Raw genomic sequence first — 22,415 nt, 5'->3', positions numbered from 1 at the left:
AACCGGCCCGGGGCCTATTCCGGGCGGGACCTGGAGAGGAATTCTTCGGCCTGCCGGCCGACGGCGCCGCGGGGATCCAGTTGGAGTGCGGTTTCCCATTCGCTTCTCGCTTCGGCCGCGCGTCCCTGCTCCCAATAGCACATTCCCAGGTGCAGATGCACCTTGGCGGAATCCGGATTCTTCTCCAAGGCGCGCAGGAACATCCGCTCAGCCGTGGAAAAATCGGCCAGCTTGTACCATCCCAAGCCGAGCAGGTCCAGCGCCCGGTCGTTGTCCGGGGCCAGGATCACCGCCTGGCGGGCCGCCGGGATTCCGTTCGCTTCCACCCGGTAATCGTTTTCGATGAAGAACGCCGCCAGCGCGATCCAGGCCTCGGGTTCGGCCGGGTAGGCCGCCACCGACTGCAGAAGCCATTGCTCGGCGTCGTTCAAATTCCCGCGGTCGAAATCCAATTGGGCAAGCTCCGCCGCGATGATCCAATCCCCCGGCCGCGCGATCCAAGCTTGGATCAGCCACCAGCGGGCCAGAGTGGATTCCCCCTGCCGCCTCAGCCAAGCGCCGTACGCCAGGCAGGCCAGGGCGGAGTTCGGCGCCAGGGCGACGCCCCTCCGGTAAGATTCTTCCGGATCCCCGCCGGTGGCCTCCTGCGCCAGCCCCAACAGCGCGTACGCTTCCCCGTAATTCGGATTTCTCTCGATCGCCCGGCGCAGAGCTTCTTTGGCGAGCGCGGCCTGGCCTTGCCGGAGCAGTTCTTCCCCGGTTGCGGCGAAGATGTATTCGGGGACCCTTCTCGCGATCGCCGCCCGGATCACCGCCTCCAAGGCCCGCGCGTTGGTCGAAACCGGCTTGGGGGCCGTCCGCAATGCGGCGAGCAGGTCCAGCGCGCTTCCCGGATTACGCGCGGCGCGGACCAGCGCCAAAGCGAATTTGGCCTCAACGTCGTCCGCATGCCGGGCCAGGCGGCGCGAGATCGCCGGCTCCGCCCGATCCCAGAATTCGCCCTGGAAGTACCCCTTCCACAGTCGGACGGATAACTCGTCCCACGCCGGAGCGAGCGCCAGCGCTTTTTCCCATTGCTCCAGCGCCGATTCCAGATCGCCGGATCCCCAATAGGCTTCGCCAAGCTCGTATAGAAAATGCGGATCCCGCTGATGGGTATCCTCTGCCAGCCGGAAGAAACAGACCGCCGCCGGAAAATCCCGCCTCCCGAGCAGTTCCCGGGCGGCGGACAGCGCGAACGCGTCGTCCTGCGGGAACCACAGCACGCCCCAGCCGGCCGCCGGACGCGGATCTGCGGGGCAGGACGGTCGATAGGGAACGGCGCCGTTCGGTGTGGCGGCCGGGATCAGCCAGAGGAGAACGCATAGGCCGATCGCCGGGAATTTCATTTTTCCAGCGTATGGAAATAAAATTTGTAGTCTGCTTTGGCGCGCGGGCGGAGGGGTCGATGCCAATTCCGCCTTCTGCAAACCCAATGGATTGCTCGTCCCGCTCCCTTTTTCCCGGGATGGGGCTCTAAAACAGCTGCCCACATTTTTCCAGATGCGGTTAAGGATTTTTCCGAAGGGGTGAAAGCCGGCGCGGGCCGGTTCCGCTATCGCCGCAGCCGGCCGGGACGCCGCCGGAGCACCGGCTGGGAGGGTGTCGTCGGGCCTGCGTTTCGGCCGGCTTGGTCGGCGCGCAGGAATCCGCCGCGCCGCTTTCCGCGTCGCCGATACCCGGCGGTTTTTTCGTTTTGCCGTTTCAGAGCCGACCTTTGTCATGCCTGCATCTTCCCGCGGACGAGCAGGGCGGATCCGGGGACGGCCTGCGGAATCAAACGCTGATCATGTCGGGCGGGGGAACCTGTCCGATCGTCCCTCCGACGATTTCGTTCAATCCCCGGACCAATTTTTGGACTTCACCCTGGTCCGCCAGACGGGCCAATTCCTCCACCCGGCGCTTCAGGTCCGCGGGCTCCGGCGTGTGATTCTCCTCGACCAATCGGAGAATGTCGGGGTGGTTGGTCGGCCGCAGCATGGTGTCTTCTTCCCACAACTGCTCGCTGAGCTTTTCCCCGGGGCGCACTCCGGTGAAGACGATCGGGATGTCTTTGCCCGGTTCCAGTCCGGAAAGCCGGATGAGATCCTCGGCCAGGGATACGATCCGCACCGGTTGTCCCATCCGCAGCAGAAGAGTCTCCCCGCCCTCGCCGAGGATGGCCGCCTGCAGGACCAAATGGACCGCTTCCGGGATGGTCATGAAATAGCGCTCCATGTCCGGGTGGGTCACCGTCACCGGCCCTCCGCGCGCAATCTGCCGTTTGAACACGGGGATGACCGAGCCGCGGCTGCCAAGGACGTTGCCGAACCGGACGGAGACGTATGGCCTCCCGCTCCGCAGCGCGGCTTCCTGCACGATCATCTCCGCCAGGCGTTTGGTGGCGCCCATCACGCTCGTCGGCCGGATCGCCTTGTCGCTGGAGATGAGCACCAGCCGTTCGGTCGCGCTTTCCAACCCCATCTCGACCAGGTTGCGCGTACCGAGCACGTTGTTGGTGAAGGCTTCTTCGACGTTGATCTCCATCAGCGGCACGTGTTTGTGCGCCGCGGCGTGGAACACCACCTGGGGCGAATGGGCCCGGAAAACCGCCTGCATGCGGATCCGGTCGCGGATGTCGGCGATGACCGGATGCAGGGCCAGTTCGGGGTAGTCCTCGCCGAGGGCGATCAGCGCCTCGAAGATGCTGTTCTCCCCGTGCCCCAGGAGCAGGATCTCGCTCGGACCCCAACGCGCGATCTGCCGGCAGAGCTCGAAGCCGATCGACCCGCCTCCTCCGGTGACCATCACCCGCTTGCCGCTCAGGGCGTAGCCGACGGCCTGATCGGCGGTGTGGGCCGGCGCCCGGCGCAGGAGGTCGCTCACTTCGACGTTGCGCAGCCGCCCGGCGCTCACCCGTCCGCCGATCAGCTCGTACAGGCCGGGCATGGTGAGAAAGGGGATTTTTCCCTTCCGGCATTGATCGGAGATTTTGCGGAACACCTCGCCCGACGCCGAGGGAATCGCGATCACCAGCTCGTCGGCTTCCTGTTCGGCGGCTATCCTGCGGACGTGATCCAGCCTTCCCAGTACTTGCACGCCGTGGATTCGCTGGTTGAGCTTCTCCGGCGCGTCGTCGAGAAAGCCGACCGGGATCATCCGCAACTGCGGATTCTTCTGCATCTCGCGCGCCACCAGCGCGCCCGCATCTCCGGCCCCGGCGATCAGCACCCGCTTGGTCGCGCCGCTGCCCGGCAGGCGGCGGCGCGCCTGCATCACTTCGGACAGCATGCGGATCGAGAACCGCATTCCGCCGACGAGCACCAGGCTCACCAGGGCGTCGATCGCCGGAATGGTGAAAGGAACCCGCGGCTTGGTGATATAAAAGGAAAGCAGGTAGTACCCCTGCATGAGCAAGCCGTTGGCCGCGATGGCGCCGAAGATGATTAGCACTTCCTTCATGCTGGCGTACGCCCAGAAGCGGCGGTACAGGCCGAACCGCCAATACACGATCGGCTTGATCAGCAAAGCCGCCGCGATCATCCCCAGCGCGGTCGGGACGTAGACGGGAAGCTGCTCGGACGGCAGGCGGAGGACGAAGGCGATCGAAATTGATGCGGCGATGATCGCCAGGTCGGCCAGAAAAAGGTAGCGGTTGCGCAGGAAGACGATCGATTTGTTCATGGCGCCCGCCGCCCGGCCGCGCCGCGCTGCCAATCGAGCGTGGCGGCCAAACCCGCCCGGAAATCCGTCCGCGGCCGGAAGCCGATCAGCTTGCGGGCCAGCGCCGGATCGCCTCGGGAATGGTAGATATCCCCCGACCGCGGCGGGGCGTGCCGCACCGCCAGCGGCGCTCCCAGCAGGTCGGCCAGATCCGAACGCAGCTGCAGCAGGCTGCGCCCGCGGCCGGTGCCGACGTTCATCGCCCGTCCCGGCGCGGTTTCCGATTCGCAGGCCCGGAGGTTGGCGTCTACCACATCGGCGACATAAATGAAATCCCGAGTCTGGCGGCCGTCGCCGTAAATCGTCACCGGCTCACCGGCAACCGCCCGAGCGGAGAATATGGCAATCACGCCCGAATACGGCGAGGAGGGATCCTGACGCGGGCCGAAAACGTTGAAATACCGCAGACAGGCGGCCGGCAGGCCGTAGGAATGATGGAACGACAGCGCGAGCGCTTCGCCCGCCAGCTTGCTGACCGCGTAGGGTGAAAGCGGCCGCGGAGCCTGGTCTTCCCGCGCCGGAATCCGTCCGGATCCATAGACCGCGCAAGAGGAGGCCATCACCACCCGCCGGACCCCCGCCTTCCTCGCCGACTGGAGAACGTTCAGCGTTCCGTTGATGTTGATGTCGAGGGTTTCCTCCGGACGCTCGACCGATTCGGCCACCGAGACCAGTGCCGCGTGATGCAGCACGTACTCCATGCCGCGCACGGCCGCCAGGACCGCCCGCTTGTCGCGGATGTCCCCCTTGATGACTTCCGCTTTGCCGCGGATCCCAGCCAGGTTCGATCTTTTTCCGGTCAGAAAATTATCCAGAATTCTGACCGTATGCCCCTGTCGGACCAGACTCTCGGCGAGGTGCGACCCGATAAAACCGGCGCCGCCGGTGATGAGGTAGTTAGCCAACGCAGTCCGCCTCCGCGCGGAAGGAAACCATTGTACCGAATCGGGCCGCCGCTCAGGAGCCGCCCTTTCCCCTCAGCCGATCCCCAATAATTTCGGCCATTCCGGCCCAAAAACCCAAACCCCAGGCAGTATGGATGCAGAAAAAAACCGGCGGGAGGGCCGGGACAAGCGCCGGATCCCGGCGGCGAACCGCATCCCGAGCGGCGAAAAAGAACGCGGCCGCGCCGTACGCCAGAAGCATCACGCCCAGCAGGAAGGCCGCCGGCCGGTGGAGGGCCGCCGCCGCGGCGCCTGCGGCCAGGGAGGCTGCGAACATTGCCGGAATGAATTGCCGGAGGCGGATGGATTTCGGGTGCAAGGCCAGCATAACCGCCTTCTGATGCCCGTAGGAATAATATTGGCGAATGAGCGCGCCCGGTCGGCCGCGGGCGATGTAGCGCGATCGGATTGCCGGAGAAAAAAAGATCCTTCCCCCGGCGGCGCGCACCCGGTAGTTGAATTCGTAATCCTCGTTGACCGGAACCCCTTCGTTGAATTCCCCCACCCGCCGGAACACTTCGCGGCGGAACGCCGCGAAGGGGACGGTGTCCACTTCCCCCGCCTGTCCACCCGAACGGTAGCGCACCCCGCCGGTGGCGAACGGATTGGCGACGGCGGCCGCGATCGCGCGCGCGATCAGCCCCGGTCCCCCCGGCTGAATGTCGATCCCTCCGCCCACCCCGTCGCATCCCGTGCGCGCCAAGGTTTCCACGACGCGCTCGATGTAGTCCGGATCCGGAACGGCGTGCGCGTCCATGCGCAGGATGATCTCGCCCCGGGCCTCCCGCAGGCCCGCGTTCAGCCCCGCCGGCGCAGTCTGGCCGGGATTGTCGATTTGTCGCAGCGTCCATCCGGGATGGGCCCGGGCATAGGCCCGGAGTTTATCCCGTGTCCCGTCCGTCGAACGGCCGTCGGCCACGATCACTTCCACCTGCTCCGACGGATAGGTCTGGGCGCGCAATGCGTCGAGGACCTGTTCGATCGTACGTTCCTCGTTGCGGCACGGGATCAATACGGAAACCGACGGCCGGGGATCGGTCATGGGCCGCGGGAGCCGGTCAGCGCCTGATATTCCCCTTCAAGGTCGGCGGCGATCCGGTCCCATCCATAGCCTTCCGCCCACAGGCGGGCGGCTTTGCCGATCCGTTTGCGCTCCGCGGGGTCGCGCAGCAGCCGGACGACTTCCACACCGAAGGAACGGTTGGGGGCGGCGAGGATAATTTCCCGCCCGTTCTCGGCGGAGATTCCCTCGGCCCCCATCGGGGTGCTGACAACGGGTTTCCCCACGGCCATCGCCTCCAGGATCTTCAGGCGCATGCCTCCGCCGCTGCGCAGGGGAACCACCACCACCGCAGCGCGGTCCAGATACGGGCGCACATCATCCACGTATCCGGTCACTTGGATGTTGCGGTCCTCCTCCGGCCAATGCAGGATGTCCGCCGTCGGCGATTTGCCCACCACCAGCCAGCGCGCGGTGGGCTCCTCCTGCACGATCCGCGACCACACCTTGGCGCGGAACCATCGGATCGCGTCGGCGTTTGGCGGCCAATCCAGCGCTCCCACAAAGACCACGGTGCGGGGCTCCTCGCTCATCGGTTTGGGGTAGTAGCGCTTCAGATCCACCCCGGCCGGCGACACGGAGACGATGGCTTCCGGAGCGAGTTGGATCACCCGGTCCGCATCCTCCTGGGTGATCGCCAGGCACAAATCGGCCTGGCGGCACGCCCGACGTTCGAACGAGCGCATCCGGCGGGCTTGGTCCTCCACGTACAGGTTCAGCGGGAATACGGCCGTCTTGGCGAAGCGCGCGGCGAGAACGGATTCGACGTTGTGCAGGCGCAGGACGGCGTGGGCCCCGAGTCCTTGAGCCAGCCCAAGGTAATGGGCCATATGGGTGCCTTCGAGCTGGACGATATCGAAGCGCTCCTCGCGGAACGCTTCGCGGATCTCCGCCGCCATGGCGCTGGAGCGGTACTTGGATGCGGTGTAGGGCATGGACGAAAGCAGACCCACGAGCGCATTCGCGTACTTCGTCGATGTGTCGTGGCCGACCGACTTCGCCCAGATCAAACCCGCCCGCGCCCGGAGTTCGTCGGCCGCTTCCGGCGGGCCGAATCCCAGCAGGGCCGCGCGGTGTCCGCGGGCCGTGAGATGCCGGACCAGTTCGTAGATGGCGATCCGTGCGCCGTCGGTGGCCGGCCACGGCATTTTGGGGGCGACAAAAAGAATCTTCATCCTATTGGATCCTCATCAGCCGGGATTCCCGCCGCCGGATCCGGACGTGCCAGAAAAGCACTCCGGCCGCCGCCGCGCCCGCGGCCAGCAGGATGGGAACGGCGCTGTTCAGCTTCCAAGCGATGAAGCCCACCAAAGGAATCCACACGGCGAGGCCGAGCGCCCACCATTTCCGGCCGTGCACCAGCCCGGACGCCGCCAAGAGCAGCGCCACGGGCATCATCATATCCCTGTGGCGGTGTTCCCGCGGAATGAAGACCGAAACCATGAGGAAGACGGCCGCCGCGTAGAACACAACCGGTCCGATCTCCCCCTTGGTGCGGCGCACGGTTTGCACCAATCCGAACAGCGCGAACGGAATCAGAACGTACCACATCCACATTCCAGGATAAGCGATCATGTAGTTTTCAAACCGGGAAACCTCGGGCAGCGACCCCGGCACCAGCCAGGCGTAGGGGGCCAGCCCGGTGGAAACGGCCGCCAAGAACATGTACCTCGCGAATCCGGACGGATGGCCGATGATCCAATCCAGAAAAACACCTACGGTGCGCGTGTCGGGCACCTCGGTTGCTTGCCCGAGGAGCGAATCGGATCCCAGCGCCACCCCCGGAAGGCTGCGGGATGAGATCCAGGGTCCGAAGATGAGCACGGCGGCGGCCGCCGATCCGACAGCCAACCCCCATCGCCAAGGTCCGCCGCCCCGCAAAAAGAAAAGGACCGGCAGAAGCAGGGCAGAGCAAGCCAAAATGGGCGGCATGTAATCCCGCAGCTCCCCGGCGGCCAGGAAGATCAGCCCCAGCACTGCGATCCATGCCGCTGAGGATAATATCCGCCGGCCGAACCGGCCGGGGAGGGTGAAGACGGACCATACCCGGTAGAGCCCCAGGAAGAACAGCAGGATGAGAAACAGGAACAGCGCATCCTTCATCGTCATCATTTCCCACAGCCAAAACCCGGTGTAGAAGGCCGTCAGCCATCCGGCCCAGCGGGCCGTCACCGGATCCAGCAGCAGGATGCCGATGCGGTATACCAAATAGACCGACGAAGCGCCGAACACGGTGTTGAGGACCACCGCCGCGAGCTGGGCACGTCCGAGGAGGAAATACAATCCGGCGAGCAATCGCGGATACATGTCGTCCAGGATGAAATCGACCGGACCGACCCCGCCGACTGCGGCGGGAGAGCGCCAAGCCTGCGCCAGCACCCACGCCACCCGGTCGTAGCTGTTGGAATCCGAGTAGAGGTAGGATTCGTCGCCGCCGACGGCGATCCGGAAAAGGACGGCCGCCAGCAGGCGGACGCCGAGCGCCGCGAGGAACAACCGCGCCACAAAGCGCCGCTCCTCGGCCGGCGAATCCAATAGCGCCAGGCCGAAGGCCGCCCCGCCGGCCGCGAGCAAGGCCAGGAGCGGCGCCCCGAAGCCCTCCCAGCCGAAGCAGGCCACCGCCAGAGCCCCCGCCCCAGCGAGGAAAAGGGAGAGGACCAGGAAAAACGGCGGTCGGAATCCGGCCATGGTCATCAGGTGGAGGTTCCTCCGGTGGAACGCCGATCCAACACCGCTCGATAGACCGAACGCGTTCCGTCGATCATCCGTTCCAAAGTATACTCCTGCGCCCGCAACGCGCCTTCCCGCCCCATCGCAATCCGCATTTCCGGATTATCAGACAAACGGATCATGGCTTCCGCCAGGCGGTACGGATCGCCGCGGGGCACCAACAGGCCGGTTCGTTCCGGCTCAACCAGATCCCGGTTGCCGCCCACATCGGCGGCGATGCACGGCAATCCGCTGGCCATGGCCTCGAGCAAGGTGTAGGAGAAGCTTTCGAAATCCGAGGGCAGCACAAAAACGTCGGCGGCGCGCATCGCTTCGCGGGCTTTCGCGCGCAGGAGCAATCCGAGCAGTTCCAGATTCGCCCTCCACCCGCCGCTTTCGGCAGCCCGGACCAGGTCCGCCCGCTTCGGCCCTTCCCCCGCGATCAGCAGCCGCGCGCCGCGGACTTTCTTTGCGACGGTCCCGAAGGCGGCCGCCAAGTTTTCCATCCCCTTTTCGCGCGCCATTCGGCCGACGTACAAATAGCGGATCTCCGCGCCCGGACGCAGGATATGCTGGGCGGAGGAAAACCATTCCGCCTCCAGGCCGTTCGCCACGTGGCTGGATTTTTCGGCCGCCGCCAGCCGCCCGTCCAAATACATCTTGCGGATCGTTTTCGAAACAAAGATGACCTCGTCGCTGAAGCGGTTGTTGAGCACGCGCTCCGCCTGGCGGTAAGCGAAAACCGCCAGGGGGTTTGGGGGAAGGAAAAAGGACGGGGTATGCACCGTATGAATGGCCGGGATTCCCGCCAAGCGGGCCGCCAGGCGGCCCAGCCATCCGCCGCGGGTGTCGTGGGTGTGTACCAGGTCGATCTTCTGCGCATGGAATTCCTTCCACAACCGCAACAGCCCTCTCGGGTCGAGCTTCCCGGCGGCCGGAAGCGGGACGCATTTCACCCCCGCACCTCCGGCCAGCGTCGGAAACGGCTCCGCGACGGTTCCGATTACGCGGAAATCGAATTCCCGGCCGAGGCCGTGGAAGATCTGCAACAGGTGAGTCTCGATCCCGCCGGTCGCCAGCGGGGACAGCGACACCATCGCCACCCGCGGTTTGCTCACCGCCCGCCTCCGGCCGCCCGTTCAAAGGCGCTCACAAATGCGCCGGCCATGCGTTCGATTGTGAATTGTGCGGTCCGGGCGCGGGCCCGCACGCCGCAGGCGCGCGCGGTTTCGGGCGAGCGTAGGAATTCCACCACCGCTCCGGCCAGCGCCCGCGCGTCCCCCTGCGCCGCCACGCGGCCGGTCTCCCCGTCGCGGATCAGGTCCCCCACCGCGCCCACACCGTCGGTGGTCACGATCGGAAGCCCCGCCGAAGCCGCCTCGTTCAACACCAACCCCCACGGTTCCGCGATCCGCCCCTTGCGCGAGGGCAGAACAAACACGTCGGCCAGCGAGTACAGCAGATTCTTCTCCGCGTCTCCGCGGACCTCGGCCCCGGTAAACAGAACGTCCTTCAATCCGTGCCGCAACACCCGCCGGTGGAGGGCACCCAATTGCGGTCCGTCGCCGGCGATTACAAGGAACGACGGGCATTCTTTGCGCAGGATGGCGAACGCGTCTACCAGGATCTCCGGCGCCTTGAAGGCAAGCAAGCGGCCCAGGAACAGGAGGACCGGGACCGGGCCGATCTGCCACCGCCGGCGGATTTGGCGGACCTCCGCCGCGGAGGCCTGCGTAAATTGGTACGGGCTGGCGTTTCCGGTGATCAGGATGCGTTCGGGATCGACTCCCATCCCGGCCAAGCGCCGCCAAGCGCGGGTGCCGTACGCCAGGCAGAAGGCCGCGCCGCGGACCAGCGAGCGTTCCAGACAATGCGTCAGGATCCTCCGCGGATGGCGCGCCGTATACCATTCGCCGCTGAACACGACGTACGGAATCCGCATCCGCCGCGCGGCGCCGCCCGCCGCGATCGCCGAGGAATACGACGGCTCCGGGCACAGGACGACATCGAACGGTTCGCGCCGGTGCTCAGCGAGAATCCGCCCGCCGAGCGAGGGCGCAACGACGAGGTCCGACATCTGCGGGATGCGGTATCCGCGGACCGAGACGGAGCGCGGCGGAAGCTCGGCGGGATCCTGATTGATGAAGAAGCAGCGCAGATCGCAGTGCTCCGCCAGGCGGGCGAAGAGCGGCCGGCGGTACTCCGGATACGCATCGTGCACGAAGGCGACCCGAATCCGCCCGCTCATCGGCGTTCGGCCAGCTCTTCGTACAGCGATTCGAATTTTCGGACCATCAGGCGCGTGGAGTACCGGCCTTCGACGAAGGTGCGCGCCGCCCGCCCCATCGCCACCCGCTGCTCCGGCGGAGTGCCGATCGCCCGGCGCAGGCAGGCGGCCAGCGCCAGCGCGTCGCCGGCCGGGAATTCCCATCCGGTCTCCCCCTCGGCCACGATTCCCTCCGCATTCGCGGCGTCGGAGACGATCGCCGGCTTCCCGCACGCCATCGCCTCGAGGACCGAATTGGGGAAGCCTTCAAAACGCGATGGCAGGATCAGCCAATCCAGCGCGGCGTAGGCGCGTTCCACGTCGGCGAGCACTCCCATCGGCAGGACGACGGATTCCAGACCGAGTTCCCGAATCCGATCCTCCACGCCGCGGCGGGAATCGGCGAAGGTGGTTCCGCCGACCAGGAACAGCCGTGCGTATTCCGGCCAGTAGCCGGAGTTGCGCATCTGCGCCACGGCGGTGAGCAGGGTGGCGTGATCCTTCACCGGCGAGTAGCGGGCGACCATGCCGAAGACCAAGTCCGAAGGCGAGAGCCCGAACGCCGCGCGCGGCGCGCGCCAATCCAACCCGGGATGAAAACGCTCCAGGTCGACCCCGTTGGGAATGACGGCCAGCCGCGACGCGGGGATGCCGAGCAGGGATTCCGCCTCGCGGGCCGCCGCCACCGAATTGGAGACGATCCGCGCGCTCAACCTCCACAGGATCCGCTCGGTCCACTGCCAGGGCTTGCTCCAAAACCCGCCGATCCGCGTGCGCAGGGAGGTGACGATCCGGCGCTGGAGGGCCAGGCCGCCGGCGATCCGGGCGTAAAGATCCGCATGCCGCAGGAAGGACTGCACCACGGCCGGGCGTTCGCACAGGATCAGCCGCCACAAACGGAACAGCGCCACCAGATTTCCCAGCTTGCCGAGCGGTTTGCGCAGGCTGAGGAGCCGCGCGCCGCCGACGGAAATTTCCGCCGGAACGCGGTCCAATCCGTACATAACCGCCACCAGCGGCTCGAATCGCTCGCGGTCCAGGCGCCGAACGAGCTCGGCCGCCTGGCGTTCGGTTCCGCCCGAAGCCAGGGTGGGAATCAGGAACAGGATCTTTTGCGGCCGGGGCTCGGCCTCCTTCGGCATCCGCTGGCTCACTTTCCGAGCAGGAATCGGAGCGCCCGCAGGAACCATCCGGCGGTCCCGGTTAGTGCGGCGCGGCGCGTCGGATCGAGAAAATACAGGGCCGCAAGGGCGCCGACGGCCGCCAGGAAGATCCAGCCGGCAATCCGCCCGAGCCGGAATCCGCTCACCTTATTGCCGCGCATAAACGATCCAGGTTTCATACCGGAAAACCTCCCTGTACTCCCCGGCGGACTTCATCCACTCCTCTTCCGACGAGCCGCTGGCGACCACCGCAAGATCCACATCGTTTTCTCTGAGAAGCCGATCCCATTCTTCCGCATCGTCGGCGAGGAAAGAAAGCACGGTGTTGCGCAGGTCCGAACCGAAGAGCGGATAGGCGTCCACCCATCGGCCGTAGGCGATCACGGCGGGCGCTCCGGACGTGCGCGCATCCACCCACCCATACAATTCGTTGTTTGGATGCGCGCCGGCCGCGCTGCGCGCCGCGTCGTCGCTGAGGAAAACCAGCGTGGCCGCCTTGTCGGGCTCGAGCGGCGCCGGCCGCAGCGCGGCCGCGACGACGAACGCCGCCGCCAGGGCCAGCATCCCGGATAGAATTCGCCGCGGCCAGGCCCCCAGGGATTCGTACAGCAGCGCCCCTCCCAGTCCGCACAACAGCATCAGCGGCAGCACGTAGCGCGGCCGCCACTGCGCCGGGGTGAAGATCAGGATCCCGAGGCACAGGATTCCGACGAGCAAGGCGGCGCCGTCGCGTCTGCGCAGCGCCGCCCACAGCCAGAGGGCCGCGCCGGGCAGGCCGAGGAACAACCAGATCGGCCCTGTTCCCCCGTTGTTCCAATCGAAGATCATCCGGGAGCGTTCGAACCAGATTTGATAAGCGAGGTCCCAGCTATTCTCCGTATCCCGGATGAGGTCTTCGGAACCGATCGCCAGGAAAGCATCTTCCGCCTTCCCCGGCCAGATCACCTGCGATCCGATCTTGACTTCCACCGGGGCGAGCGGATTGCCCGCGTAAACCGCATTGCGAAGGAGCGGCCAGCCGCCGTAGGCGGCCGCGCACAACCCGAAAACCGCCGCCGACATCAGCAACGGACCGGCCCGCCTTCGAATCGGCGTTATGCGTCCGCCATCCTCTGCGAACCGCGGAAGGCGGATCAATCCATGCACCATGAGCGCCAAGACCGCCAGGCTGCTGAGGACGCCCGAAAATTTCGTCCCCAGTATGACGCCGGCGCAAATTCCCGCCAGGACCGCCGTCCTGCCGGTTCCCGCCGCGTCGCCCGGAGGAACCGGCGCCAGCGCCAGGTAAACCCCGCACAGGAACACAGCCGCCATCCAGGCGTCGTTGTACGATCCGACCTGCTGGAGAAAGACCAGCGGCGTGAAGGCGAACACCGCCCACCCCGCGACCGAAGCCCGCCGCGAAAATCCGAATCGCCGGCAGAGCCCGTACAGCGCAAGGCCTCCGGCCAGAATGGTGGGCAGAAACGCCAGGTCGGCCAGCTTGTCCGATCCCAAAAAGATGACCTGCCAACCCTGGAACAATTCCGAATTGATCGGGAAGTAGCTGATGCGCTCCGCCGGGCTGGGGAAGAAACGGATCGCGCCGCTTTGCAGAATGTTGCCCATGATCGAAAGATGGTAGGCGACATCGTCGCGCATGTACGGAGGCAGGAACCAGCCCCAGAAAACGTTGCGGGCGATCACGACCAGCATCAATGCGCCGAGCAAGGCGACCCAGACGGGAATCCGGACCTTCCGCAGCCGGGAAAGGTGGGTCCGGTTCTGTTCCCGCACGGCCTGCCAGCGCGGACGCACGCCCAGCAGGCAGATTCCGGCCGTGACGAGCGCGTTTACCGCGGCCAGCGGAATCGGTCGGAGGATGCCGAGCCACCCCAACACCAGCATGCAACCGAGCACCTGTCCGATAAACGCCGCCTGCGCCGCGACCAGGGCGTATACCAAGCCGGTCGACCTGCCCGAAAAGCAAAAGAACCACGCTAGGAAGATCGCCCCGGAAAGGAGCGACAGAAAGGCGATCCCGGCCCATGTCGCCGCATCGGTACCCAACGCACCCGTCATGGCTTCTCCAGAATTTCCAGGATTCGCTCCGCCCGGAGTTCCCAAGTGAAGGCGCGGACATCCTCCCGCGCCCGGCGGGAGATGGATTCCGCGAGCGCCGGATCTTCGAGCGAGCGCCGGATTCCCCGCGCCAGGGATTCCGCGCTGTCGGGAGAAACCAGCAGCGCGTTCTCCCCGTCGCGCAGCACCTCGCGCACGGCCGGAAAATCGGTGGCCACGATCGGCCGGCCGGCCGCCATGTATTCGAACATCTTCAGCGGAGACATGGCGCCCACCGTCTCAGTGCGCGAGGTGTAAGGCATGATTAGGACGTCCGCCGCCCACAGGTAGAGCGGGATTTTCCCGTTCGGCACCGTGCCCGCGAAGCGCACCCGTTCGGCCATTCCGCGCCCGTCGGAAAAGGCGCGGACTCGTTCGATATCCCCGGGATTCCCCCCCGCCATCAGGAGCACGGATTCCGGGATCGCACCCACCGCCTCGACGGCCTCCTCGGCCCCGCGCCCCGGATAAAGGTGCCCCGCGTGGCAGATGATCTTCGCCGCGGCGGGAAGCCCCAATTTTTGGCGGGCTTCCGCGCGTCCGATGGAAGGCTCGAACCGCTGGAGGTCCACGCCGTCCGGCGCCCAATGCAGCAGATTGCGGCGCGCGCCGGCGGCGGCGTAGTCCTCGATCAGGGATTTGGAAATGCAGAAGATGCCGCGCAGGGCGGGCGACAAGGCGGGATCCGCAACCAGCTTTTTCCAAACCGGATAGCGCCGGTCCTCCTCGAGATGGTGGGCTTCGAATCCCACCCCGACTCCGGCGCGCGCCAAATGATAAGCGGACCACGGCTCGCGCGAATAGGCCAGCCCGGCGCGGCGCCGGCGCGCATGCCAGGCCGCCGCCAGTGCGTATCCGCGCACCGCGAAGCGATTCCCCCAATGCGGGAAGCGGACCCAGGTCACGTCGAACGGGCGCGGCAGGGCGAACCGCTCGGCCAGGGTTTCCTTCCGGCGCGCATCCTCCGGGTAGTAGGGGGCGATCAGCTCCACCGGCAGATGGGCCGCGAATCCGGAACACATCTTCAAGGTCTGCACGCAGTTGGCCCGGTTGGAGGGAATCCGGGAACGGGCGATATACACCAGTTTATCCATGGTTGGCGGCGATGAATTCCAGGATCCGTTTTACGCGGTTCCGCCAGGTGCATTCGCGCACGTCCGCCCGGGCGCGGGCCGCGATTCGCTTCCGGCGGTTCGGATTCTGGCGGATTTTTGCCAGAGCCTCCGCCCAGGCCGCCGGGTCTTCCGGCGGCAGCAACAGGCTGTTGTTCTCGTTCAGCATCACCCGCAGGGCGGGCAGGTCGCTGGAGAGAATCGCCCGGCCGGCCGCCATGTATTCGTACAACTTCATCGGGCTCATGATCGCGGCGGTGTCGCCCCGGCCGCGGACAGTCACTTCCCGCTGGTAGGGCATCAGCAGTACGTCGCAGGCCGCCTGGTACAGCGGGATTTCGGCGTTCGGAACGTGGCCCAGCCAGCGCACGTTGTTTACTCCGGCCGCGCGCACCTTCCAGTCCGCCACCTCCTGCGGATGCCCGCCCAGGATCAAGAATTGCGCGGTCGGGGAGCGCCGCGCCATCTCGCAGATCAACTCCACGCCGCGCCCGGCCACCAGACTGCCGAAATACCCGGCCGTGAAACGTGCGGCCGGAAGTTTCAACCGCGCGCGCGCCCGTGCCGGTGCCGGCGGATTGCGGTACTGTTCGCCATCGACGGCGTCGGGCGCGACGAGCATCTCCCGGCTGCACAGGGCGGGATACGCCCGGCGAAGATTCTCCTCCAGCGCCCGGCTGATCACCGCCAGGCGCAGGTTGCGCCTGCCCAGAATTTGGCGGAAGTAAAGCGGTCCGAGCCGTCCGGTCGGCTCGTGATGCACTTCGAGCATCACGGGAAAGCCGTGCTGGGCGACCGCCCAGGCGATGTCGATCCCGCGGGTGTATACCAGGTTGGGGACGATCCGCGCGGCCTCGTCCGCTTCGGCCCAGGCCAGCCCGCGGCGCCCCAGGAGCGGCAGCAATCTCACCCGGCGGACGGGAAAGCGGACGGTCAACCCATACTGAGCCGCCTCCCGATCGGAAAGCGGGCCGCCGCCGGATTCGGCGGATCCCCTTTCCGCCGGCGGGAGAATCAGATGCACCTCGTGGCCTTCCCGGACGAAAGCCTGGCACATCTTCATCACCTGCAGGCTGTTGGCCGAGGGCGAAGGCACGTCCGCGGAACTCAGGTAAGCGATCCTCATGCGCTCCCCTGCATCGACCGGTAGATTTCGAACTGCTCGGCGGCATAACGCTCCCAGGTCAGGGTTTCGGCCCGGGCGCGTCCGGCCAATCCCATTTTACGCGAGAGCTCCGGATTCTCCGCAAGCGCAATCATCGCCCGGGCGACCCCCTCCACGTCGTCCGCCGGCAGGAGGTACCCCGTCTCGCCGTCCACCACCGCGTCCGGAATTCCGCCGCTGCGGGTGCCGACGACCGGCAGGCCGTACGCGCCGGCCTCGAGGAACACGAACACGAAGCCCTCAAAATGGTCGCCCTCGTCCTGCGAGGTCATCGCCAGCATGTCCGCCGCGCGGTAATGCGGATCCAGCTGTTCCCAGGTCAGCGGACCGAGGAACTCGACGTTGCGGATTCCTTCGCGGCGGATGAGAGCTTCCAGCTCCCGCTGGTAGCGGTTCCCGACTCCGCCGCCCGCCAACAGGAACCGCGCGCCGGGAAACCGGCGCTGCAGAATGCCGAAGGCCTGCAGGCAGACATGATACCCCTTGCGCGGCTTGATTCCCCCGACCGAGATCACCGTCGGATCGGGGGAAAATTTTTTTCGTTCGGCGGTTTCGCGGGGTATGCGCGCGGCGAAATCCGATCCGTGCAGGACAACCCGGACCTTGGCGGCGGCCATCGCGCCGGGGAAGGCCGCGCGCATTCTCTCCGCGGTTCCGGTGGACATCGGGCACAGGCACGCCGCCCGGCGGATGATCCCGTCGCAGATCCGCCTCGGAATCGCCCAGCGGCGCCAGACCACGCCGTAAGTCCCGAAGGTTGTGACCGCGTGCGGAACGCATTCGCGCCGGGCGATCCGATCCCCGATCCAACCAGTCGGGAACAATTCCAGCGAGTGAACCAGCCGGACTCGCAGCGGCGGGAGAGTCCGCAACGCGGCCAGGGTCGGCAGCATGTGCGCCCACGTGCGCAGCGATCCGGCCACGTTCGGTTGGATTTCCGGCAGGGCGGCGATTTCGGCCCGCGGAAACAAGGAACGCGCCGCTTCTCCATCCGCCCGCGCGACGACCAGGATCGGTTCCACCCGCGATTCCAGCGAGCGCAGGATGCCGAGGGCCGCCGTCGGCCAGCCCCCGCGGCCGCGGAGGAGGGGGATGACAAATGCAACCCGGATGCGGGAATTTTCCGTCAACGCAAGTTCCTATCCGCCGGTGTGTTTCCGAGCCCGAGCCGCCGGCGAGGGCGGGAAACCGGCGATGAATGGCTTTGGAAACTCAGCTTTTCCGAATCCGCCCCCGATTCCTCGTCTCCCCTCCGGAGCTCCTCCGAACGACATTGGAAAACCCGATTCTTCAAACGCCCAACAGCCGCCGGTACTGGTCCCATTGTTCCGCCGCGTACCGGTCCCAGCTGAGGTGTTCGGCCCGCTCCCGGCCGGCCATCCCCATCCGCGCGGAAAGCGAGGGATTCTCCGCCAGGCGGATCAAGGCGCGGCCGGCCTCTTCCGCATCCGTGGGATCCACCACAAACCCCGTATCGCCGTCGATTACGACGTCCGGGATTCCTCCGCTGCGGGACCCGACCGAAGGCAGTCCGTAGGCGCCGGCCTCGAGAAACACGAGTCCGAAACCCTCAAAATGCCGGTCCACTTCCTGCGAAAGCAGGAGGAACACCGACGCGGACCGGTACAGGCGGTCCAGCTCGGCGGGATCCACCGTGCCGTGGAACCGGACGCCGTGCAGTTTTTCGCGGCGGACGATGCCGTCCAAATGCGCCCGGTAGGCCGGGTCCGGCCGCCCGACGATGTGGTACGCCGCTTGCGGAAAACGTTTCTGCAGGCGGCCGAACGCGCTCAGGCTGATATGGTACCCCTTGCGCGGCTTGACCATGCCCACGGAGAGGACGACCGGCGCGGGGGGCGGCCGCCGGTCCCGCGCCAAGCCGGCCGGAACCTGCTCCGCCGCGCGGGATCCGCACAGGACGGTCCGCACGACGGTCCCGGCAAGATCCTCCGGGTAGGCTTCCCACAATTTCGCTTCCGTGCCGTGCGAGATGGGGTACACCGCCGCCGCCCGCCGCAGGACGCCGCGGTAGAAGCGGTCCAAAAGCGGCCAGGTATTCCAAATGACGGCGTAGGTTCCAAAAGCGGTGAGCGCATGCGGCGCCCTCTGGGTGCGCGCCAAAACATCCCCCGCCCATCCGGCCGGAAACATCTCCAGCGAATGCACCAGCTTAACGCGCAGCGGCGGTATCCTTGCGGTGCGCCACAGCGCGGGGACCATCCGGCGCAGCATCGAGCCCGCGGTCCCGCTCCATTCCTCCGCTTGGACCGTCGGGAGGACGTGATGCTCGAGGCGGGGGAATTTTTCCCTGACCGCCGCCCGGTCCCCTTGCGAGACGATCAACACCGGTTCGACGAAATTCTGCAGGGAGCGGATGGCGCCTTCCACGAACGTCACCCAGCCGCGGAATCCGCGCAGGTAGGGGATCAGATAAGCGATCCGGGGTTTGCCGTTTCCCTTAACCGACGTCACCGCGGGCATTTGTCGTCTTCCTCGCCGATGGATCGGCCGAAAATCATCCGGGCGGTCCGCCCAGTTGCTTCAGCGTCTGCACCAGGGATGCGGCGCCGCTGCGGCCCGCTTCCCCCCAAGCGCGTTCCCGCCGCCGCCGGCGTTCATCCTCCGGGAGCGCCGCCGCTCGCAAGACAGCGTCCGGCAATTCTTCCGGCCGCGCCGCCGCCTCGGCCAATCCGTCGTCCGCCAACTCGCGTCCGTAGGCGCGGGTGGTCTTCATCCACACCGCCGGGACGTCCGCCAACAGCGCCTCATAGAGCACGGAGCTGTAGGTTCCGACCGCCACGTCGACCTGCCGGAAGGCTTCGTAAACGCTCCCGCTTTCCAGCAATCGGACGGTCGAGGCGGACAGCGCATAATCCCGAAGGCCGATCCGGGATTCGCCGGGGCGCAGTTTCAAGAACAATTCAAACCGCGGATCGGACTGCAGCACCTGCAAAAAAACCGCCACCTCGCTTTTCCGCGCCAGCGGCTCCGACACCACCAGCACCCGCACTTTTCCTTCGGCCGCGGTTTTTTGTCCCGCCCGGCTCCGATCCGACGGAATGCCTTCCGGCGGGCGCAGCGGTCCGGCGACGAAGACCTGCTCCGGCCGGTACAGCGCGGTGTCGGTCAGCAGGCGGTCGCGGAACAATCCGCTCCACACCCCGTAGCGGTCGAAGGCGTGCGGGCGGGCCCCGCCGAAGCCGTAGGCCATCAGGCCGGCGTGGAATTTATTGAACACCCCGTGCTGGAACCCAAGGACGGGAATTCCGAGGGATAGGCAGGCGGCGACCAGCTCGTGGTTGTGGCGGTTGTCGTCGAAGATCAGCGCCCGGCGGACGCGCTGGAATCGCAGCGCCCGCTTCAACATCCGCTGGCGGACGACGGATTGCGCGCAACTGTCCAACGCCACGGGGATCAGCGCCCGCAGCGCGCGGTCTTCCAGGCGGTCCGAACTCCGGCCGGAAAATTCCGCCGTGGGAATTGCGGCCCGTTCGCCGGCGATCCGACCCCAGAAATCCGCGGCCTCGAGGAAAAACACCGGTCTGCGCCGGGGGAAAAAATTCCTCAGCGCCTGGTGGGGCGACAGCGTGTGGGCGTATTCCGCGAAGCGGTATCCGGCCCGCTCCAATTCGCGGTACAGCGGAACGAACCGGAAATCCTCGCGCAGGCCGGGGTTGACGTGGTCGATGATGAAGAACAGCGTGTCGCGCGAGGCGGCTCGGAAAGCGGCGAGGGAGAAAAGCGAGAGGGCCAGCAGCGCCGCCTTTCCGCGGAGGCTTCCGGCCGCCGGCGCGGCGCCGGCGCGGTAGGCGGGGAAACCGGATCTCCCGCCGACGGCTTGCAGCACCCGCGCCAAATCCGGCGGCGCGTCGGCCACGGCGACGGGAGCTTCGCCTTCGACGGCTTCGAGCAGGGGCAACAGCTGAGTCAGCGGGACGAGGTAGAAACGCAGCAGGCGGTCCTGTCCGTACCACCACGGTTCGAAGCCGTCCTCGGTGAGGATCGAGGAAATCCGCCGGCCGGCATCGTCGGCGAGGGCATTGATCCGCCGCAACAGATCGAGCGCGCGGTCCCAATCCGGGGGCGGGACCGGTACGGGGGCGCCCTCCGCCCGCTCGAACGCCCCGTCGGTTCCGGGGTTCGGGCGGAAGCGCAGCCGCCGCAGGATTCCGCCTTCGTCGCGCACGCGAACCTCAACCGGCCGGGGTTTTACGGATGACGCGTTCGAACGCTTCGCCGAATTGCTCGTTCAACTCCTCGACGTGCAGGGCTTCCTCGGGCGAGGTGGGATTTTCTCCGTCGTTCAGGACGTAGTCTATGAAGTGATGGATCATGTATTCGTGCGGGGAGGGCGGCGCAGGCCGTTTGGGCCGGAACGCGATCCGGGCCGTCAGCCAGCGGCGGAACAAATCCGCGGAGATCTTGGCGTTGGGCCGTTCGGCCAGCGCAAATGCGGTCTTGTAGGAGAACATGTAAGACGCCCGGGTGCCGTGGAGGACGTTGATCCGGCGCTTGGTTTCCGCGGGATTGGCCGACATGCGGATGTTGACGTACCCGTCCTTGCTCTCCAGCACCACATCCACTTCGTCGGCGCTCATCCACGGCCACTTGGCGGTGGTCTTGCGCGCCGCCACGCTCAGCAGTTTCATCTCCCCCACCAGCGCGTAGGCGATGTAGAGCTGGTGCGGGAGGCTTTCCGCCCAGCGGCCGCCGGGAATTTTATGGCACCAGAAGTCCGGATCGATGACCATCCGGTCCTGATCCCCGTTGGTCATCCAGGTCAAGCCGACGTGCAGGATCCGGCCCGCTTCGCCGCGCCGCACGATTTCCGCCATGCGCAGGATGCCCGCCATGAACTTGTTTTGGTGCACCACCGAAAGCTTACGGCCGGTGCGCTTTTGGGCGGCGACCACCTCGCGCGCCTCCGCCAGGGTGACAGCGAACGGCTTCTCCAACAGCACGTCCGCCCCGTGCTCGAAGGCGTAGATCGTCAGGTCCTTGTGGGTCTGCGGCGGGGTGCAGATCGAGGCGATCCGCGCCCCGGTTTCGCGCAGACCTTCTTCGAGGGAGGCGTAGGCGCCGGGAATCCCGTTCTCGTCCGCGACTTTGCGCGCCCGCGCCAGGTCCGGGTCGCACATTCCGACGAGCTCGACCTCGGGGTGGCTTTTAAAAAAGGGCAAATGCCGAACCGCGCCGGCAACGCCGCTGCCGACGATAATCGCCTTGGCTTTTTCCATTCGGTCTCCGCATTCGGGGTTTGAAGCCCCGGATTTTCCTTTGGCTTGCGCCGCCGGGATTGAAAATTATACCAGCCACGCTTGAATGAAAATAATTGTCCGCAAAAGGCACAAAAACCACAAAAAAAGGAATACATGCTCTGCGGCTTTGCTCTTTGACCGGCGGTCCGGGCATCGGACGGACGCGCGGGGTTACAACCCGCGGGAATTACGCTTCCCTCGGAAAAACTCAGGCTGAAATGACGCACCAATTCATTTTTGGTTCCCGGAAAGGAATCGCCGCAACTGAAAAAATCACCCGTGCTATAATTTTCCCATCCACCGCATGAGGAGGACACCATGAGAGCTCGCAACCTGGGAATGTTCCTGCTGGCCGTTTGGCTGATCGCGACCGGACTGATCTCGATCCTGAATCTCAGCTTCACCGGGATGGACATCGTGATGGCGGTCGTCGCCATCGCCGCGGGTGTGCTGATTCTGATCCGGCGTTGAACGTTCTCCGCGTACGCAACCCGTAAACCAATTCACCGTTCAGATGAAGAAACGGATGCCCTCATGGACGGGCATCCGTTTCATTCCTTTCGGCGAGAAAGAACGATAACGAATGGGGAGAAGAAATGAAACGGCGCCGTTTGGGATGATTATTCGGCGCCGCGAAGACGGGCGACCAGCGCCCGGCTTGCCTCCACGTCCTTCCTCCATTGGACATTCGTGGGATCGAGCGCGGACAACCGTTCGTCGATCGATAGGCTCTCTTCCGCAAGCGGAAGCGCTTTTAGACGCTCGCCTTGCCGTTTGTAAAGCTCGGCCAATCGCGTCAAACAATATGAAAGGTCCCGCTGCCATCCCGCGTTCGACGGATCCGCCTCGGCCAGGCGCTTCCTAATAGCGAGCGACTCGCGGTAGGACGCCAGCGCT

At 66.1% G+C, this 22,415-nt stretch carries 19 protein-coding genes; 1 reads left to right on the top strand and 18 read right to left on the bottom strand.

All coding sequences use genetic code 11. The features are described 5' to 3' along the window. Positions 1-14: 14 nt before the first annotated feature. The 17 genes from JW929_10480 to JW929_10400 form a co-directional block, all read right to left on the bottom strand. Positions 15-1,388 (bottom strand): tetratricopeptide repeat protein, encoded by a 1,374-nt coding sequence (locus JW929_10480; protein MBN1439825.1) that lies wholly within the window; start codon positions 1,386-1,388, stop codon positions 15-17. A 427-nt stretch (positions 1,389-1,815) separates the two neighbouring features. Next, a complete protein-coding gene (locus JW929_10475) occupies positions 1,816-3,702 on the bottom strand; it encodes a polysaccharide biosynthesis protein (protein ID MBN1439824.1) in 1,887 nt (628 codons plus the stop codon). Then, positions 3,699-4,646 (bottom strand): NAD-dependent epimerase/dehydratase family protein, encoded by a 948-nt coding sequence (locus tag JW929_10470; GenBank protein ID MBN1439823.1) that lies wholly within the window; start codon positions 4,644-4,646, stop codon positions 3,699-3,701. The genes JW929_10475 and JW929_10470 overlap by 4 nt, the downstream gene beginning before the upstream one ends. A 52-nt stretch (positions 4,647-4,698) precedes the next feature. After that, a complete protein-coding gene (locus JW929_10465; protein MBN1439822.1) occupies positions 4,699-5,727 on the bottom strand; it encodes a glycosyltransferase family 2 protein in 1,029 nt (342 codons plus the stop codon). Beyond that, positions 5,724-6,920, bottom strand: coding sequence for a glycosyltransferase (locus JW929_10460; GenBank protein MBN1439821.1), 1,197 nt, complete (start codon positions 6,918-6,920; stop codon positions 5,724-5,726). The genes JW929_10465 and JW929_10460 overlap by 4 nt, the downstream gene beginning before the upstream one ends. 1 nt (position 6,921) lies before the next feature. Beyond that, positions 6,922-8,439 (bottom strand): hypothetical protein, encoded by a 1,518-nt coding sequence (locus tag JW929_10455; protein MBN1439820.1) that lies wholly within the window; start codon positions 8,437-8,439, stop codon positions 6,922-6,924. Next, complete coding sequence (locus tag JW929_10450; GenBank protein ID MBN1439819.1) at positions 8,439-9,572, bottom strand: glycosyltransferase; 1,134 nt, start codon at positions 9,570-9,572, stop codon at positions 8,439-8,441. Before JW929_10450 ends, JW929_10455 begins: the two co-directional genes overlap by 1 nt. Further along, entirely contained in the window at positions 9,569-10,702 is a 1,134-nt protein-coding gene (locus JW929_10445; GenBank protein MBN1439818.1) for a glycosyltransferase family 4 protein, read from the bottom strand. Before JW929_10445 ends, JW929_10450 begins: the two co-directional genes overlap by 4 nt. After that, entirely contained in the window at positions 10,699-11,862 is a 1,164-nt protein-coding gene (locus JW929_10440) for a glycosyltransferase (GenBank protein MBN1439817.1), read from the bottom strand. The genes JW929_10445 and JW929_10440 overlap by 4 nt, the downstream gene beginning before the upstream one ends. A gap of 8 nt (positions 11,863-11,870) precedes the next feature. Further along, positions 11,871-12,044: a hypothetical protein gene (locus tag JW929_10435; protein ID MBN1439816.1), complete on the bottom strand. Its 174-nt coding sequence runs from the start codon at positions 12,042-12,044 to the stop codon at positions 11,871-11,873. Then, positions 12,031-13,944, bottom strand: a complete 1,914-nt coding sequence (locus tag JW929_10430) for a hypothetical protein (GenBank protein ID MBN1439815.1) — start codon at positions 13,942-13,944, stop codon at positions 12,031-12,033. Before JW929_10430 ends, JW929_10435 begins: the two co-directional genes overlap by 14 nt. Continuing rightward, on the bottom strand, positions 13,941-15,077 hold the full coding sequence (locus JW929_10425) for a glycosyltransferase family 4 protein (GenBank protein ID MBN1439814.1): 1,137 nt from the start codon (positions 15,075-15,077) through the stop codon (positions 13,941-13,943). Before JW929_10425 ends, JW929_10430 begins: the two co-directional genes overlap by 4 nt. After that, entirely contained in the window at positions 15,070-16,221 is a 1,152-nt protein-coding gene (locus tag JW929_10420) for a glycosyltransferase (protein MBN1439813.1), read from the bottom strand. The genes JW929_10425 and JW929_10420 overlap by 8 nt, the downstream gene beginning before the upstream one ends. Continuing rightward, positions 16,218-17,390 carry a glycosyltransferase family 4 protein gene (locus JW929_10415; GenBank protein ID MBN1439812.1) on the bottom strand — a complete coding sequence of 391 codons (1,173 nt, stop codon included), beginning with the start codon at positions 17,388-17,390 and terminating at the stop codon, positions 16,218-16,220. The genes JW929_10420 and JW929_10415 overlap by 4 nt, the downstream gene beginning before the upstream one ends. A 160-nt stretch (positions 17,391-17,550) precedes the next feature. Further along, positions 17,551-18,741 (bottom strand): glycosyltransferase family 4 protein, encoded by a 1,191-nt coding sequence (locus tag JW929_10410; protein MBN1439811.1) that lies wholly within the window; start codon positions 18,739-18,741, stop codon positions 17,551-17,553. 34 nt (positions 18,742-18,775) lie between these two features. Next, a complete protein-coding gene (locus tag JW929_10405; GenBank protein MBN1439810.1) occupies positions 18,776-20,446 on the bottom strand; it encodes a hypothetical protein in 1,671 nt (556 codons plus the stop codon). Positions 20,447-20,453: 7 nt separating this feature from the next. Continuing rightward, positions 20,454-21,497, bottom strand: coding sequence for a Gfo/Idh/MocA family oxidoreductase (locus JW929_10400; GenBank protein MBN1439809.1), 1,044 nt, complete (start codon positions 21,495-21,497; stop codon positions 20,454-20,456). A 339-nt stretch (positions 21,498-21,836) separates the two neighbouring features. Between JW929_10400 and JW929_10395 the strand changes: the two genes are divergently transcribed. Further along, positions 21,837-21,989, top strand: a complete 153-nt coding sequence (locus tag JW929_10395) for a hypothetical protein (GenBank protein ID MBN1439808.1) — start codon at positions 21,837-21,839, stop codon at positions 21,987-21,989. 149 nt (positions 21,990-22,138) lie between these two features. Here the strand turns inward: JW929_10395 and JW929_10390 are convergent. After that, positions 22,139-22,415 (bottom strand): tetratricopeptide repeat protein (locus JW929_10390; protein MBN1439807.1); only part of this gene is annotated, 277 nt, incomplete at its 5' end.

The organism is Anaerolineales bacterium (assembly GCA_016928575.1).
In the GTDB taxonomy this organism is placed as follows: Bacteria; Chloroflexota; Anaerolineae; order Anaerolineales; family RBG-16-64-43; genus JAFGKK01.
This window is presented reverse-complemented; position numbering and strand designations above follow the sequence as displayed.